The organism is Pedococcus sp. 5OH_020 (genome assembly GCF_027812955.1).
GTDB lineage: Bacteria > Actinomycetota > Actinomycetes > Actinomycetales > Dermatophilaceae > Pedococcus.
Map to the genome: position 1 here is coordinate 716,004 of NZ_JAPYZV010000001.1, position 14,570 is coordinate 730,573.

General features: G+C 70.4%; 14 protein-coding genes. 13 read left to right on the forward strand and 1 reads right to left on the reverse strand.

Translation table 11 applies throughout. From position 1 onward, the window contains the following. Positions 1-11 precede the first annotated feature (11 nt). From PHA84_RS03150 to PHA84_RS03195, 10 genes are all read left to right on the forward strand, one after another. Positions 12-500 (forward strand): T3SS (YopN, CesT) and YbjN peptide-binding chaperone 1, encoded by a 489-nt coding sequence (locus PHA84_RS03150; RefSeq protein ID WP_270886627.1) that lies wholly within the window; start codon positions 12-14, stop codon positions 498-500. Next, entirely contained in the window at positions 497-1,288 is a 792-nt protein-coding gene (locus PHA84_RS03155) for an enoyl-CoA hydratase/isomerase family protein (protein WP_270886628.1), read from the forward strand. The genes PHA84_RS03150 and PHA84_RS03155 overlap by 4 nt, the downstream gene beginning before the upstream one ends. 138 nt (positions 1,289-1,426) lie before the next feature. Continuing rightward, entirely contained in the window at positions 1,427-2,104 is a 678-nt protein-coding gene (locus tag PHA84_RS03160; protein WP_270886629.1) for an acyltransferase, read from the forward strand. Positions 2,105-2,250: 146 nt separating this feature from the next. Further along, positions 2,251-3,033: an electron transfer flavoprotein subunit beta/FixA family protein gene (locus tag PHA84_RS03165; RefSeq protein ID WP_270886630.1), complete on the forward strand. Its 783-nt coding sequence runs from the start codon at positions 2,251-2,253 to the stop codon at positions 3,031-3,033. A 42-nt stretch (positions 3,034-3,075) separates the two neighbouring features. Continuing rightward, positions 3,076-4,038, forward strand: coding sequence for an electron transfer flavoprotein subunit alpha/FixB family protein (locus tag PHA84_RS03170; protein WP_270886631.1), 963 nt, complete (start codon positions 3,076-3,078; stop codon positions 4,036-4,038). 138 nt (positions 4,039-4,176) lie between these two features. Next, positions 4,177-5,364 (forward strand): cysteine desulfurase family protein, encoded by a 1,188-nt coding sequence (locus tag PHA84_RS03175; RefSeq protein ID WP_270886632.1) that lies wholly within the window; start codon positions 4,177-4,179, stop codon positions 5,362-5,364. After that, complete coding sequence (gene mnmA, locus PHA84_RS03180; protein WP_270886633.1) at positions 5,364-6,449, forward strand: tRNA 2-thiouridine(34) synthase MnmA; 1,086 nt, start codon at positions 5,364-5,366, stop codon at positions 6,447-6,449. The genes PHA84_RS03175 and mnmA overlap by 1 nt, the downstream gene beginning before the upstream one ends. Before the next feature lie 4 nt (positions 6,450-6,453). Continuing rightward, a complete protein-coding gene (locus tag PHA84_RS03185) occupies positions 6,454-6,912 on the forward strand; it encodes an MmcQ/YjbR family DNA-binding protein (RefSeq protein WP_270886634.1) in 459 nt (152 codons plus the stop codon). A gap of 45 nt (positions 6,913-6,957) precedes the next feature. Next, the gene (locus PHA84_RS03190) at positions 6,958-7,944 is read left to right on the forward strand and encodes a methionine synthase (protein ID WP_270886635.1); all 987 of its coding nucleotides are present in this window, start codon (positions 6,958-6,960) and stop codon (positions 7,942-7,944) included. An 8-nt stretch (positions 7,945-7,952) separates the two neighbouring features. Continuing rightward, positions 7,953-8,957 carry a DMT family transporter gene (locus PHA84_RS03195; RefSeq protein WP_270886636.1) on the forward strand — a complete coding sequence of 335 codons (1,005 nt, stop codon included), beginning with the start codon at positions 7,953-7,955 and terminating at the stop codon, positions 8,955-8,957. Between the two features lies 1 nt (position 8,958). Here PHA84_RS03195 and PHA84_RS03200 read toward each other — a convergent pair whose 3' ends face one another. Further along, complete coding sequence (locus PHA84_RS03200; protein ID WP_270886637.1) at positions 8,959-10,458, reverse strand: long-chain-fatty-acid--CoA ligase; 1,500 nt, start codon at positions 10,456-10,458, stop codon at positions 8,959-8,961. A 258-nt stretch (positions 10,459-10,716) separates the two neighbouring features. On the opposite strand from PHA84_RS03200, the gene ligA reads away from it, so the two are divergent. From ligA to prfB, 3 genes are all read left to right on the forward strand, one after another. Continuing rightward, positions 10,717-12,822: an NAD-dependent DNA ligase LigA gene (gene ligA, locus PHA84_RS03205; protein ID WP_270886638.1), complete on the forward strand. Its 2,106-nt coding sequence runs from the start codon at positions 10,717-10,719 to the stop codon at positions 12,820-12,822. Between the two features lie 66 nt (positions 12,823-12,888). Further along, on the forward strand, positions 12,889-13,356 hold the full coding sequence (locus PHA84_RS03210; protein WP_270886639.1) for a mycothiol transferase: 468 nt from the start codon (positions 12,889-12,891) through the stop codon (positions 13,354-13,356). Between the two features lie 63 nt (positions 13,357-13,419). Beyond that, complete coding sequence (gene prfB / locus PHA84_RS03215) at positions 13,420-14,535, forward strand: peptide chain release factor 2 (protein ID WP_270886640.1); 1,116 nt, start codon at positions 13,420-13,422, stop codon at positions 14,533-14,535. Positions 14,536-14,570: the final 35 nt, after the last annotated feature.

A 14,570-nucleotide genomic window follows, 5' to 3' on the forward strand; every position in this document is an offset into this window, starting at 1 on the left:
CGGTTGACCACATGACTGACCCGACCTCGCTGCCCAACTTCCCACCACCGGCGGACGAGCATCCGTTGCGCGGGCGCGTGTTGGATGCGCTCATCGACCAGGGCCTCGGGCCCGACATCGACTCCGACGGCGACGTCGCCTTCACCGTCCAGGACCAGCAGCTGTTCGTCCGGTGCACCGAGGGCGACTTCCAGATCATGCGGCTCTTCGGGCAGTGGGCGATCAGCGACGCGGTGCCGAGCGACCCCCTCACGCGCCTGGCGACCTGTAACGAGATCACGCTGCAGCTCAACATCGTCAAGGCGGGGCTGGCCAACGACACCCTGGTCGTGACGGCCGAGCACGTCGTGACGCAGCAGAGTGACGTCCACGCCCTCGTGAACGTGTCGATCCAGCTCGTCCTCGCCGGGGTGCAGATGTGGCACGAGCGCATCATGGGCAGCGACGGCGAGTCCGGTCCCGGAGCGGGCCACGCGGGTCCCGAGGACGGCCCGGCGTGAGCGAGACCGCGCCGTCCACCGTCTCCCTCACTGTCGAGTCCGGCATCGCGACGATCCTGCTGGACCGCCCGCCCATGAACGCCCTGAACGCACAGGTGCAGGGCGCGCTCGCCGCCGCGGCCGCCGAGGCAGGGCAGCGACACGACGTCTCCGGCGTCATCGTGTACGGCGGCGAGAAGGTGTTCGCCGCCGGCGCGGACATCAAGGAGATGGAGGCCATGTCCTACACGGACATGGCGGACCACTCGCGCTCGCTGCAGGACTTCACCCGGGCGCTGGCGCGGATCCCCAAACCCACCGTCGCCGCGATCACCGGCTACGCGTTGGGCGGTGGCTGTGAGGTGGCGCTCGCGTGCGACTTCCGGGTCGCCGGAAGGAACGCCAAGCTCGGCCAGCCGGAGATCCTCCTCGGCATCATCCCCGGGGCCGGGGGCACGCAGCGGCTGGCGCGGCTCGTCGGCCCCGCCAGGGCCAAGGAGCTCATCTTCTCCGGTCGCTTCGTCGACGCGCAGGAGGCACTCGCGATCGGGCTCGTCGACGAGGTGGTCGAGGCGGAGGACGTGTACGCCGCGGCGAAGGCGCGCCTCGCGCCATACGTCGATGGGCCCGCGTACGCCATCGCGGCGGCGAAGGAGGCGATCGACCGCGGCGTCGAGGTCGACCTGGAGACCGGGCTGGAGATCGAGCGGATGCTGTTCAGCTCGCTCTTCGCCACCAAGGACCGTGAGATCGGCATGAGGTCGTTCGTGGAGAACGGCCCGGGCAATGCGAAGTTCCAGGGCGCCTGACCGATGGCGAGTTCGACGAGGGGGCTGTTACCGGCGTCATCGCGTCGCGACGGAGACGGACGCCGGGTCTCGTGGCAGGCCGTGAAGACGACTGTCACGCCCGGTCGGCGGGCCTGAGGCACGGCCGGGGAGCGTGAGGTGACCACGGCCCCCGATGCCGACATGTCGCCGGCCGACCACGGGGAGCACCCCCCATGGGCGCTGCCCCGGCCCGGGGCCGCGCTGCGCCGGCCTCTCGCGTCACTGCGGTGGGTGGCCTGGGCGGTGCGTAACGGTGCGTTCACGCGGCATCACCTGCTGAGCTACGTGCGGATGGCCCGAGCTGGCCTCAGGTGCCCTTCGCTGCGTTTCGAGGGCCCGTGCTTCATCGGACCGGACGTGCGCTTCGAGGTGCGCGAGGGCTATGGCCGGCTGGTCGTCGGCGCGTACACGCACTTCGGCGCGCACAGCCGGGTCCGGGCCCATGAAGGCACCCTGCGGATCGGCGCCAAGACCGTGATCGGCATCCGCAACACGGTCAACTGCTGGCTGGACATCTCGATCGGGGCGGCCTGCCTGTTCGGCGACGACGTGTACGTGTGCGACTTCGACCACGTCACGACTCGCCTGGACGTGCCCGTCAAGGACCAGGGCATCGTGAAGTCGCCGGTGCAGGTCGGTGACGATGTCTGGGTCGGCACCAAGGTGGTCATCACCCGAGGGACCCGGATCGGTGACCAGAGTGTGGTCGCGGCGTCTGCCGTGGCCCGCGGGGACTACCCCGCACGTTCGGTCGTCGCCGGCATCCCCGGCAGGGTGGTCAGGACCAGGACCTGAGGGCCGGCGCCGCGCCCGCCAACCGCCCTTGTCCCAGGCGCTCGCGTGTTGAGGGTCACGCCCTGCGGACATGTCGATTGCGAGGGCGGGCTGTAAAGATGGCACCTGACCTCACTGCTCCCTACCTGGAAGAGGACGATCACCGCATGAACATCGTCGTCTGCGTGAAATACGTGCCGGACGCACAGTCCGACCGCACCTTCAGCGACACCGACAACACCACGGACCGGGTCGGTGTCGACGGGCTGCTGTCGGAGCTCGACGAGTACGCGGTCGAGGAGGCCTTGAAGATCGTCGAAGCCTCCGAGGGAGAGGTGACAGTGGTGACGGTGGGCCCTGACCAGGCTGCCGACGCATTGAAGAAGGCCCTGCAGATGGGGGCGCACAAGGCGGTTCACGTCAAGGACGACGCGATCCACGGTTCTGACGCGCCCGCCACGTCGCTGGTGCTGGCGGAGGCCATCAAGAAGGTCGGGACCCCGGACCTCGTGGTCACCGGGATGGCGTCGACCGACGGCACCATGAGTGTGGTCCCGGCGATGCTTGCCGAGCGGCTCGGGCTGCCGCAGGTGACGTTGGCCTCCGAGCTCAGCGTCGACGGCGGCCAGGTCACGATCCGCCGCGACGGGGACGCGGCCTCGGAGACCATCGTGGCGTCGCTGCCGGCTGTCGTGTCGGTGACCGACCAGATCAACGAGCCGCGCTACCCGTCGTTCAAGGGCATCATGGCGGCGAAGAAGAAGCCGGTCGAGCAGTGGGCGCTTGCCGACCTGGGCCTAGACGCCTCGCAGGTCGGTCTCGACGCCGCGTGGACCCGCGTCGACTCGTTCACCAAGCGGCCACCGCGCGAGCAGGGCCAGATCGTCAAGGACGAGGGCGACGGGGGCACCAAGCTCGCCCAGTTCCTGTCCGCCCAGAAGTTCATCTGAGCCGGCTCCGCCGCGCCGACGAAGCAGAGAAGGAACGCACTCATGGCTGAAGTACTCGTCCTGGTCGACCACGCGAACGGCACCGTTCGCAAGACAACCGCTGAGCTGTTGACCATCGCGCGCCGTCTGGGGGAGCCCTCGGCGGTGTTCGTCGGCGAGGGGTTCGAGACGGTCGCGAAGGAGACCCTCGCGAAGTATGGCGCGGCGAAGGTGTACCGCGTGGAGGCACCGGAGGTCACCGACTACCTGGTGGCACCGCAGGCCGAGGTGCTGGCGCAGCTGGTCGAGAAGACGTCCCCCGCGGCGGTGCTCATCGTGAGCAGCTCGGCCGGCAAGGAGATCGCCGCTCGTCTGGCCGTCAAGACCGAGTCCGGTCTGGTGACCGACGCCGTCGACGTGCAGGCGGGCGAGGCCGGCGGCGTGTCGACGACCCAGTCGGTGTTCGCCGGATCGTACAGCGTCAAGGCCACCGTCACCAGGGGCACGCCCATCGTCACCGTGAAGCCGAACTCCGCCACCCCGGAGGAGTCACCCGCCGCCGCCGCGGACGAGGTGTTCGAGGCGACCATCTCCGAGGCGGCCAAGACCGCGAGGGTGACCGAGTCGAAGCCCAAGGCGGCCACCGGCCGCCCGGAGCTGACCGAGGCGGCGATCGTCGTCTCGGGCGGCCGCGGCACCGGTGGCGACTTCGCGCCGGTGGAGGAGTTCGCCGACTCCCTGGGCGCCGCAGTGGGCGCCTCGCGCGCCGCGGTCGATGCCGGCTGGTACCCGCACACGTCCCAGGTCGGCCAGACCGGCAAGCAGGTGTCTCCGCAGCTGTACGTCGCCTGCGGCATCTCCGGGGCGATCCAGCACCGAGCCGGCATGCAGACCTCGAAGACGATCGTGGCGGTCAACAAGGACGAGGAAGCCCCGATCTTCGAGCTCGTCGACTTCGGCGTGGTGGGGGACCTCTTCACGGTGCTGCCGCAGGCGACCGAGGCGGTCAAGGCCGCAAAGGGCTGAGCCCGCGCCGGGCACCACCGACGACGTACGGCAGAAGCGCAGGGCATCCATCCACGCCCGTGGCCGGGCTCCCCGGGTCGAGGCCGCCGTCGGTGACGCCACACCCGGCGACGGGCTGTTGACGCGTAAACTTCGCGGGTGACCGCCTACCTCGACCACGCCGCCACCACGCCGATGCTGCCGTCGGCCATCGCGGCGATGACCGAGCAGCTGGCGGTGACCGGTAACGCATCCTCGCTGCATACCTCCGGGCGGCTCGCGCGCCGGGTCGTCGAAGAGGCGCGGGAGCGGTTGGCGAAGGCGCTGGGAGCGCGTCCCTCGGAGGTGGTCCTCACCTCGGGAGGCACCGAGGCGGACAACCTGGCGGTCGCCGGCACGTGGGCGGCTCGGCGCGCGGCGGACCCGGCGCGCGTGAGGATCGTCTCGAGCTCCATGGAGCACCACGCGGTGCTGGACTGCATCGAGCACCTGGTGACACACGAGGGCGCCAAGGTGACATGGGTGGACCCCGACCGCACCGGCCTGGTGAGCGAGGCCTCGGTACGAGCGGCGATCGAGCAGGACCCCGAGTCGGTGGCTCTCGTGACGGTCATGTGGGCGAACAACGAGGTCGGGACCATCCAGCCGGTGGCTGCACTGGCCGCGGTCGCGCACGAGTTCGAGGTCCCGTTCCACAGCGACGCCGTGCAGGCGGCGGGTCATGTCCCGGTCGACTTCTCGGAGTCGGGAGCGGACCTGCTCACCGTCACGGCCCACAAGCTCGGCGGCCCCCTCGGCGTGGGCGCCCTCCTGGCCCGACGTGACGCGGTACTGGTCCCGCAGACCTTCGGTGGGGGGCAGGAGCGCCAGCTGCGCAGCGGGACGCTGGACGTCCCGGCCATCCGGGCCTTCGCCGTCGCCGTCGAGGAGTCGGTCGAACGGCTGTCCCTGGAGTCGCAACGCCTTGTCACGCTGCGGGACAGGCTCGTGACGTCCGCCCTAGGGCTGGGCTACGGGGTCGAGGTCACCGGCCCCTGGGAGCCCGGCGACGCCGTACGCCGGCTGCCGGGCAACGCGCACCTGCTCGTGCCCGGCTGCGAGGGCGACTCGCTGCTGTACCTGCTCGACGCCGCGGGAGTCGAGTGCTCCACCGGCTCGGCCTGCCAGGCCGGAGTCCCGCAGCCCTCCCATGTGCTGCTCGCCATGGGTCTGCCGGAGAGTGTCGCCCGAGGCGCTCTGCGGCTCACGCTGGGACACACGTCCACCGACGCCGATGTCGATGCGGTGGTCGCCGCGCTTCCGCCGGCGATCGAGCGCGCACGGCGCGCGAGCGGGGCGGTGACCTGATGCGCGTCGTCGCGGCGATGTCCGGGGGCGTGGACTCCGCGGTGGCGGCGGCGCGCATGCTCGACGCCGGCCACGAGGTGGTGGGGGTGCACCTCGCGCTCTCGCAGAGCGCCGCCACCCTGCGCCAGTCCGCCCGCGGCTGCTGCACCATCGAGGACGCCGGCGACGCCCGGCGCGTCGCCGACATGCTGGGCATCCCCTTCTACGTCTGGGACATGGCGGCCCGCTTCGAGCGCGACGTCATGGAGGACTTCGTCGCGGAGTACGCGTCCGGCCGGACGCCCAACCCCTGCCTGCGGTGCAACGAGAAGATCAAGTTCGCCGCCCTGCTCGACAAGGCGCTGGCCCTCGGGTTCGACGCTGTCGCGACCGGTCACTATGCCCAGGTGGTCACCCGGCAGGACGGCACGCGGGAGCTGCACCGAGCGGTCGACCACGCGAAGGACCAGTCCTACGTGCTCGGTGTGCTCGACGCCGCCCAGCTCGCCGGAGCGTTCTTCCCACTGGGAGACACCACCAAGCCGGACATCCGGGCCGAGGCACGGGAGCGCGGCTTCTACGTGGCGAACAAGCCGGACTCGCACGACATCTGCTTCATCGCCGACGGGGACACCAAGGGCTGGCTGACCGAACGGCTCGGCGAGCACCCCGGGGATGTTCTCGACGCGGTGACGGGATCGGTGGTCGGCTCGCACACCGGCTCCTACGGGTTCACCGTGGGCCAACGACGGGGTCTGGGCCTTGCCCGCTCATCGCTCGATGGGGACCCGCGGTTCGTCGTGGGGGTCGACGCGGCGAGGAACACGGTGACGATCGGCACCGCCGACCTCCTCGGCGTGAACGCGCTGCGCGGTGACCACGCGCGGTGGTGTGGACCTGCGCCGGAGGGCGTGGTCCCGGTCGGGGCGCAGGTTCGGGCGCACGGCGCAGAGGTTCCAGGGCTCGCCTGGGCCAGTGGGGACGAGGTCGAGGTGCGGCTGGAGACCCGGCTGCGCGGCGTCGCGCCCGGACAGTCCGTGGTCCTGTACGACGGCACGCGCGTGGTGGGGTCGGCGACCATCGCGTCGACCTGGCTCGCGAGCTGACGGCATGCCGGGCAGGCACACCCGGCGGGGGTCGGCTCTCGACCGGGTGCGCGCCCTGTGCCTGGCATTCCCCGAGACGCAGGAGCGCCTCTCGCACGGAGAGCCGGCCTGGTTCGCCGGGGGCAAGAGGCTCTTCGTCGTGGCTGCGGACCATCACCATGACAGCCGCGTGGCGTTCTGGGCGGCGGCACCCGAAGGGGTGCAGGAGTCGTGCACCGAGTCAGACCCGCGTCGCTACTTCCGACCACCGTATGTCGGTCCCCGTGGCTGGGTGGGCGTCTACCTCGATGTGCCGGACCTGGAGTGGGACCGTGTCGAGGAGATCGTCGAGGATGCCTGGCGGCTCATCGCTTCCCCACGGCTGGTCGCGAGCTGGGAGGGGGCTTCGACGGCTCCGAGTGCTTCGACGGCTTCGCCGGCGGCGGACCGGACTGCGGGGAGGGTCAGCCGGCAAGGGCTCTGACGTGGGGGCGCAACGGCTGTCGCACCCTGTCGTTAGGCTTCGAGCGTGGCTCGCGCAACCGGCATCGGCTCCCTGCCCGGCACGGACATTCGCGAGGCGCTCCGGATGGTTCGCGACGTCCTGGGGGACGGGCACCTGCCGTACCTCCCCGAACTTCCCGCACGCGGTCCGGGAGCAGACCTGCTCGGGCGCGCGGCGGGCCTGCTGGTGGGCCTGCACGTCGACCTTCAGCCCGCCGGCTGGCGCTTCGTGGAGCGTGGTGGGCGCGATTCCCAGCGCACGCGAGCCCTCTGGCGTCAGGACCTCGACGAGCTTGCGGAGGCGTTCGACGGGTACGAGGGCGATCTCAAGGTGCAGTGCGCCGGGCCCTGGACGCTCGCAGCGGGACTGGAGCTCCAGCGTGGAGAGAAGGCGCTCGCCGACGCCGGCGCGGTCCGCGACCTCGTCGGCTCGCTCGCGGAAGGGCTCCGTCTGCACCTGGAGGAGGTCGCACGGCTGGTGCCGGGAGCCAGCCTGGTGCTGCAGCTCGACGAGCCTTCCCTGCCCGCGGTCCTGGCCGGACGTCTGCCAACAGCGTCCGGCTATGGCAGTCTGCGCGCGGTCGACCCGCAGACCGTCAGGACCGCGCTCGGCGAGGTCCTGGAGGTCGCGACCGACGGCGCTCGAACTGTGGTGCACTGCTGCGACCCCGCCGTACCGCTGCCGTTGCTTCGCGAGACGGGGACCGGCGCGGTCGCCATCGACGTGACAGGCCTGACGCCGGGGCGATGGGAGTCGGTCGCCGCGACGGTCGAGCAGGGGCTCGAGCTGTACGCCGGGTGCCTGCCCAGCGACGGGACGGGTACGGCTCGGAGCGCGGCGGACGTCGTCATTCGAGGCTGGCAGGGGGTCGGCCTTCCCTTGAGCGCCCTGGCCGAGGTGACCGCCACTCCGACCTGCGGAGTGCCGGGGCTCACACCCGAGGGGGCCTCGCGCGTTCAACGAACAGCGGTCGAGGTGGCCGAGCAGTGGTCCGAACGAGCCGAGAGCTGAGCCGACGCATGAGCAGCACCACCACCCAGCCCCTGTCCGCCGACCAGCGCGCGACCCCGCGCGTCCCATGGCAGGTGAAGTACCTCCTGCTCGCGCTCATCTGGGGCTCCAGCTTCCTGCTGATGAAGGTCGGCCTGCGGACCATGGCCCCACTCCAGATCTCCGCTCTCCGGATCTTCGCCGGGACGGTGACGCTGCTGGCCCTGCTCGGTCTCACCGGTGGAAGGCTCCCCACGCAGCGGCGGGTCTGGGGACACCTCGCGGTCTCCGGTGTGTTCCTGACCGCACTGCCGTTCAGCCTGTTCGCCCTGGGGGAGGAGCGGGTCTCCTCGGCACTCGCCGGTATCGGCAACGCCACGACACCGCTGGCGGCGGTCTTCTTCGCCCTGGTACTGCTGCCGAGCGACCGGCTGTCGCCCCGCAAGCTGGCGGCCGTGCTCATCGGCTTCGCAGGTGTGGTGGTCATCATGCAGCCGTGGGAGTCCGTCGGGCGCCCGGACCTTCTGGGCTTCGGCATGACGCTGGTGGCAGGGGCCTGCTACGGCCTGGGCTGGACCTACAACCGGCGGTTCCTCGCCGGGGCCGACCTCGGCGGGCTGTCCATGCCGACGGCGCTGCTGCTCGTCGGGTCAGCCCTGATGGTGCCGGTGCTGCTCGGGTGGTGGGTCCTGCACCGCGACGCGTACGCGGCACCGTGGAGCGGGCATCCCGCCCCGGACGGTGCCGGCGGACTGATCCCGCTGTTGTCCATCCTGGTGCTCGGCGTGGTCGGCACCGGGCTGGCATACATGCTCCAGTTCGACGTTGTCCGGGCTGCCGGCGCGACGGTGAGCACGACTGTCACGTATCTCATCCCCGTCGTCTCGGTCGTGCTGGGCGTGGCCGTGCTCGCGGAGCACCTCGCCTGGCCTCAGCTCGTCGGCGCACTGGTCGTGCTCGTGTCCGCTGTCGTGATCGGTCTGCCGCCCCGACGGCGCAACGGGGACACCAGAGGACGCAGCAGCCGGCGGTGACTCAGCCCTCGACGGGCTTGTGCACCTCGCGACGAAGGATCTTGCCCGTCGGGCCCTTCGGCAGCTCCTCCACGGCCCAGATGTGGCGTGGGTACTTGTAGGCCGCGATGCGTTCCTTGACGTAGGCCTGCACGTCCTGCAGCGTCGCCGTGGCCCCGGGTCGCAGTGCGACGGCTGCGCCGACGTCCTCACCGAGCAGGTCGTCGGGCACCGACACCACCGCCGCCTCCAGGACGTCGGGGTGGGAGTACAGGACCTCCTCCACCTCCCGAGGGTACACGTTCATCCCGCCCCGCAGGATCATGTCCTTCTTGCGGTCCACGATGGTGAAGTACCCGTCCTCGTCGACCGTCGCGAGGTCGCCGGTGCGGAACCAGCCGTCGGGGATCGCCTCGGCCGTCGCCTCGGGGTTCTGCCAGTACCCCTTCATGACGTTGTCCCCCCGGATCGCGATCTCGCCCACCTCGCGCGGCCTGACTTCGTTGCCGTCGAGGTCGACGACCTTCATCTCGCAGCCCGGGATGGGCACGCCGATGGTGCCAGGCTTGCGCTCGCGGTCCGGCATGTTGAAGGAGGCCACCGGCGAGGTCTCCGACAGTCCGTACCCCTCGAGGATGATGCACCCGAACTTCTCCTCGAACGCCTTCATCACCTCCAGCGGCATCGCGGAGCCGCCCGAGCAGCAGGTGCGCAGCGACGTCGCGTCCAGGGAGTCCGAGGCGGGGTGGTTGAGGATGGCGGCATACATCGTGGGCACGCCCATCATGATGGTCACCTTCTCGTCGGCGATGACCTTGATCGCCTCCGCTGGGTCGAACCTGGGGATCAGCGCCAGGGAGGCCCCGGCGATCACGGCGGCGTTCAGACCGACGACGAGACCGAAGACGTGGAACAGCGGCAGGCACCCCATCACGACGTCGTCGGCGGTGGTCTGCTGGATCTCCACAGAGCTGCGGTGGGCGTTGAGGTGGACGTTCCGATGCGTCAGTTCCGCACCCTTCGGCCGCCCGGTCGTGCCGGAGGTGTAGAGCACGATGGCGGTGTCGTCGTCGTCACGTTCCTCGGGCTCGGTGAGCGGCGCGCCGGTCCCCAGGGCACCGTCCTGGGGACCCAACGGACCGCACGGGATGATGTGCGTGCCCGCGTTGAGGGCGCCCTTGGTGGCCTCCTCGACGAAGTCCGGCCAGACGAACGCCACCTTGGCGCCGGAGTTGGAGAAGAAGAAGTCGATCTCGCCCGCCTTCAGCAAAGGGTTCATCGGGACGACGATCGCCCCGGCGAGCAGCGAACCGAAGAAGACGACCGGGAAGGCCGGGACGTTTGGCAGGATGATCGCCACCCGGTCACCCGGCTCGACCCCGGAGGCGCGCAGGTCTCCGGCCACCCTGGCCGCCAAGGCGTGGAGCTGGCCGTAGCTGAGGTCCGAACCGCGGAACTTGATCGCCGGAGACTCGGGGCTGCGTCGCGCGGTCTCGACCAGGTTGGTGGCCAGGTTCGTCATCAGGGGCTCCTCGTCGTCGGGAAGGTCTGGATGGCGCGTCGTCCGGGTCGGCCAGAGGGGGTTCTGCCGAACGCAGCCAGGATCCCCGTGGCGGGGTTCGACGCCGAGCCCGCCAGTGCCATCCTGCCTGGGCGGTCGGCCTTTCGCCATGCCCTTGGCCGACAGTCCTCTGCGCGGTTGCCACCGGGTGCCTGCCGCGCTTCGGCCGTGGTGTCCCCGCGACGCGGGTCTGTCCGTACCGTGCGGCAGGATGACCGCGTGAGCGAGATCCTCTCCAGCCCCGTTCCCGACCAGGCCCGTCACGAGTGGACGGACCTGGCCGAACAGGCGTCGGCGGCGCAGTTCGCCTACCACGTCAAGGACGCGCCCACGATCAGCGACGGCGAGTACGACGCGCTCATCCGGCGCCTCAGCGAGCTCGAGGAGCAGTTCCCGGAGCTCCGCACGCCGGACAGTCCGACGCAGCAGGTAGGTGGCGCGGTCTTCTCGACAGACTTCCAGGCGGTCGACCATCTCGAGCGGATGCTGAGCCTGGACAACTGCTTCTCGCCTCAGGAGCTGGCAGCGTGGGCGGCCCGGGTCACCCGCGACGCGGGCACCTCGGCCTACCACTACCTCTGCGAGCTGAAGATCGACGGCCTCGCGGTCAACCTCCTCTACGAGCGGGGCCGGCTGGTCCGGGCCCTCACCCGGGGTGACGGCCGCACCGGCGAGGACGTCACCAACAACGTGAAGACCATCCGCGGGGTGCCGCACCAGCTGGCAGGGTCCGGACACCCGGAACAGGTCGAGATCAGGGGCGAGGTCTTCTTCCCGCTCGAGGGCTTCGCCGAGCTGAACGCCTCCCTGGTCGAGGCCGGTAAGCCGCCGTTCGCGAACCCGCGGAACTCCGCCGCGGGCTCGCTGAGGCAGAAGGACCCCAGGGTCAGCGCCAGCCGACCGCTGCACATGCTCGTCCACGGCATCGGTTTCCGGCGCGGGCTCGAGCTGACCCGCCAGTCAGAGGCGTACGACCGCCTGCGGGAGTGGGGGCTGCCCATCTCCACCCACTCCAAGGTCCTGGACACGGTCGAGGAGGTGCAGGAGTTCGTCCGCTACTTCGGCGAGCACCGGCACAGCGTCGAGCACGAGCTGGACGGCATCGTCGTCAAGGTCGACGAGGTGGCCGTGCAGCGGCAGCTGGGTGCCACGTCGCGGGCGCCGCGCTGGGCGATCGCGTACAAGTACCCGCCGGAGGAGGTGAACACCAGGCTCCTCGACATCCAGGTCAACGTGGGGCGCACCGGTCGGGTCACGCCTTTCGGCGTGATGGAGCCGGTCGTCGTCGCCGGCTCGACGGTCGAGATGGCCACCCTGCACAACGCCCACGAGGTGAAGCGCAAGGGAGTGCTCATCGGTGACACGGTGGTCCTGCGCAAGGCCGGGGACGTGATCCCGGAGATCCTCGGGCCGGTGGTCGAGCTGCGCGACGGGACTGAGCGGGAGTTCGTGATGCCCACCCACTGCCCGGCCTGCGGCACCATGCTCGCCCCGCAGAAGGAAGGCGACAAGGACATCCGCTGCCCCAACGCGCGGTCCTGCCCGTCGCAGCTGCGCGAGCGCCTGTCCGGGCTGGCCGGTCGAGGCGCGTTCGACATCGAGGCGCTGGGCTGGGAGGGGTCCGTCGCGCTGCTCGAGTCCGGGGTGATCCAGGACGAGGGCGGCCTTTTCGGTTTGGGAGAGAAGGAGATCGCCTCGGTCCCGCTGTTCACGCGGGCTGCGCGGCGAACCGACCCCCCCGAGCAGGTGATCGGTGGTCGGGTCCTGTCGGCCAACGGGCGACGCCTGGTCCAGAACCTCCAGCAGGCGAAGCTCCAGCCGCTCTGGCGCGTCCTCGTGGCGCTGTCCATCAGGCATGTCGGTCCGACGGCCGCCCGCGCTCTGGCCCAGCACTTCGGTTCCATGGAGGCGATCCGCCGCGCATCGGTGGAGGAGCTGGCCGCAGTGGAAGGTGTGGGTCGCGTGATCGCCGAGTCCGTCCGTGAGTGGTTCGACGCGCCGGGTCACGAGTGGCACCTGCAGATCGTCGACCAGTGGGCTGCTGACGGCGTACGGATGAAGGACCAGCGGGACGAGTCGGTGGAGCAGACGCTCGAAGGCCTCACCGTCGTGGTGACCGGTTCTCTCGAGGGGTTCTCCCGGGACGAGGCCAGGGAGGCCATCCTGGCGCGGGGCGGCAAGGCCTCCGGATCGGTCTCGAAGAACACCGACTACGTGGTGGTGGGCGAGAACGCCGGCTCCAAGGAGGACAAGGCGCGTGAGCTGGGTCGGCCGATCCTCGACGAGGCGGCGTTCCGTCGCCTCCTGGAGACCGGTCAGCCCTGACAGAAGCGAGGGGACGGCGCGGTGTCCGGCCCTTCCCAGCCGCCGACCCGGAGCGAGAGGTGGGAGATGATCGAGAAGCAGACGTACCTGCGGTTCTGCGACGGGGCCTTGTCCGCGATGCGGGACATCGTGGTGGGGCTCGGCGACGACCTGGCGAACACGCGTCCGCCGTTGTCGGGGGCGAACAGCCCGTTCGCCATCCTGACCCACTGCCTGGGGGTCTGTGGCTACTGGGCCTCGACGGTGAACCTGGGCAGGGTCGTGCCGCGCGACCGGGAAGCGGAGTTCACCGCGCGAGGACCGGTGCTCGCGCTGGCCCGTGACACCGACGCCATGCGACGCTCGCTGGGGGAGTGGGTGGCCGATGTCGACCCGTTCGCAGCGCCTGCGATGGCACCCAGGTCGCCGGCCGGCACCGAGCCGGACTTCTTCACGGCTACCCAGGGGGCGGTCCTCCTCCACGTGTACGAGGAGCTGGCGCAGCATCTGGGGCAGCTCGAGCTCACCCGCGACATCCTGCTGCACGGCCGCTGACCGCGGTCCGGGGCACGGTGCCCCAGATCTGTGTCACCGCCGGGTGCCATAGAGTTGACCCTCGTGGCCGTCGACTTTCCCCAGGAGATCAAGAACCTTCGCGCGACGATGGACTCGGTGCGCGAGGTGACGAACCTCACCGCGCTGCAGGCCCAGATCGCCGATCTCGAGTCCAGGGCCGCGGCCCCCAACCTGTGGGACGACCCCGAGGCTGCCCAGGCCGTGACGTCGGCGCTGTCCCGCGCCAACGCGGAGTACGAGCGCGTCACCGGCATGGACTCCAGGATCAACGACCTCGAGACCCTGGTCGAGATGGGCACGGAGGACGGCGGGGACGCCGAGACCATGGCAGAGGCGGAGAAGGAGCTCGCCGCCCTGCAGAAGGCGGTCGGCGAGCTGGAGGTTCGGACTCTGTTGTCGGGCGAGTACGACGAGCGGGCCGCAGTGGTGACGATCCGCTCCGGAGCCGGTGGCGTGGACGCCGCCGACTTCGCCGAGATGCTGATGCGGATGTACCTGCGCTGGGCCGAGCGCCATGGTTACCCCACGCAGGTGATGGACACGTCGTACGCCGAGGAGGCCGGGCTGAAGTCGGCGACGTTCGAGGTCAACGTCCCCTACGCCTTCGGCAACCTCTCGGTGGAGGCGGGGACCCACCGCCTGGTGCGGATCAGCCCCTTCGACAACCAGGGCCGCCGTCAGACCAGCTTCGCGGCGGTCGAGGTCATCCCGCTCATCGAGCAGACCGACCACATCGAGATCCCGGAGAACGAGATCAAGGTCGACGTGTTCCGCTCCAGCGGGCCCGGGGGCCAGAGCGTCAACACGACAGACTCGGCAGTACGCATGACGCACCTGCCGACCGGGATCGTGGTGTCCATGCAGAACGAGAAGAGCCAGATCCAGAACCGGGCCGCGGCCCTGCGCGTCCTCCAGTCCCGCCTTCTCCTCCAGCGCCAGGCGGAGGAGGCGGCGGCAAAGAAGGAGATGGCCGGTGACGTGAAGGCGAGCTGGGGCGACCAGATGCGCTCGTACGTCCTACAGCCGTACCAGATGGTCAAGGATCTGAGGACCGAGTACGAGGTGGGGAACCCGTCAGCCGTATTCGACGGCGACATCGACGGCTTCATCGAGGCCGGCGTCCGATGGCGCAAGGAGCAGGAGAAGGCGAACGCCTAGAGCCGCCCGGCGCAACGCCGAGGAGGTGCCCCTGC

Excerpts from the sequence above, each read along its gene's own strand:
- PHA84_RS03210 (WP_270886639.1), top strand. The coding sequence starts at position 12,889 with ATGATCGAGAAGCAGACGTACCTGCGGTTCTGCGACGGGGCCTTGTCC.
- PHA84_RS03165 (WP_270886630.1), top strand. The coding sequence starts at position 2,251 with ATGAACATCGTCGTCTGCGTGAAATACGTGCCGGACGCACAGTCCGAC.
- PHA84_RS03150 (WP_270886627.1), top strand. The coding sequence starts at position 12 with ATGACTGACCCGACCTCGCTGCCCAACTTCCCACCACCGGCGGACGAG.
- PHA84_RS03200 (WP_270886637.1), bottom strand. The coding sequence starts at position 10,458 with ATGACGAACCTGGCCACCAACCTGGTCGAGACCGCGCGACGCAGCCCC.
- PHA84_RS03195 (WP_270886636.1), top strand. The coding sequence starts at position 7,953 with ATGAGCAGCACCACCACCCAGCCCCTGTCCGCCGACCAGCGCGCGACC.
- PHA84_RS03185 (WP_270886634.1), top strand. The coding sequence starts at position 6,454 with ATGCCGGGCAGGCACACCCGGCGGGGGTCGGCTCTCGACCGGGTGCGC.
- PHA84_RS03170 (WP_270886631.1), top strand. The coding sequence starts at position 3,076 with ATGGCTGAAGTACTCGTCCTGGTCGACCACGCGAACGGCACCGTTCGC.
- mnmA (WP_270886633.1), top strand. The coding sequence starts at position 5,364 with ATGCGCGTCGTCGCGGCGATGTCCGGGGGCGTGGACTCCGCGGTGGCG.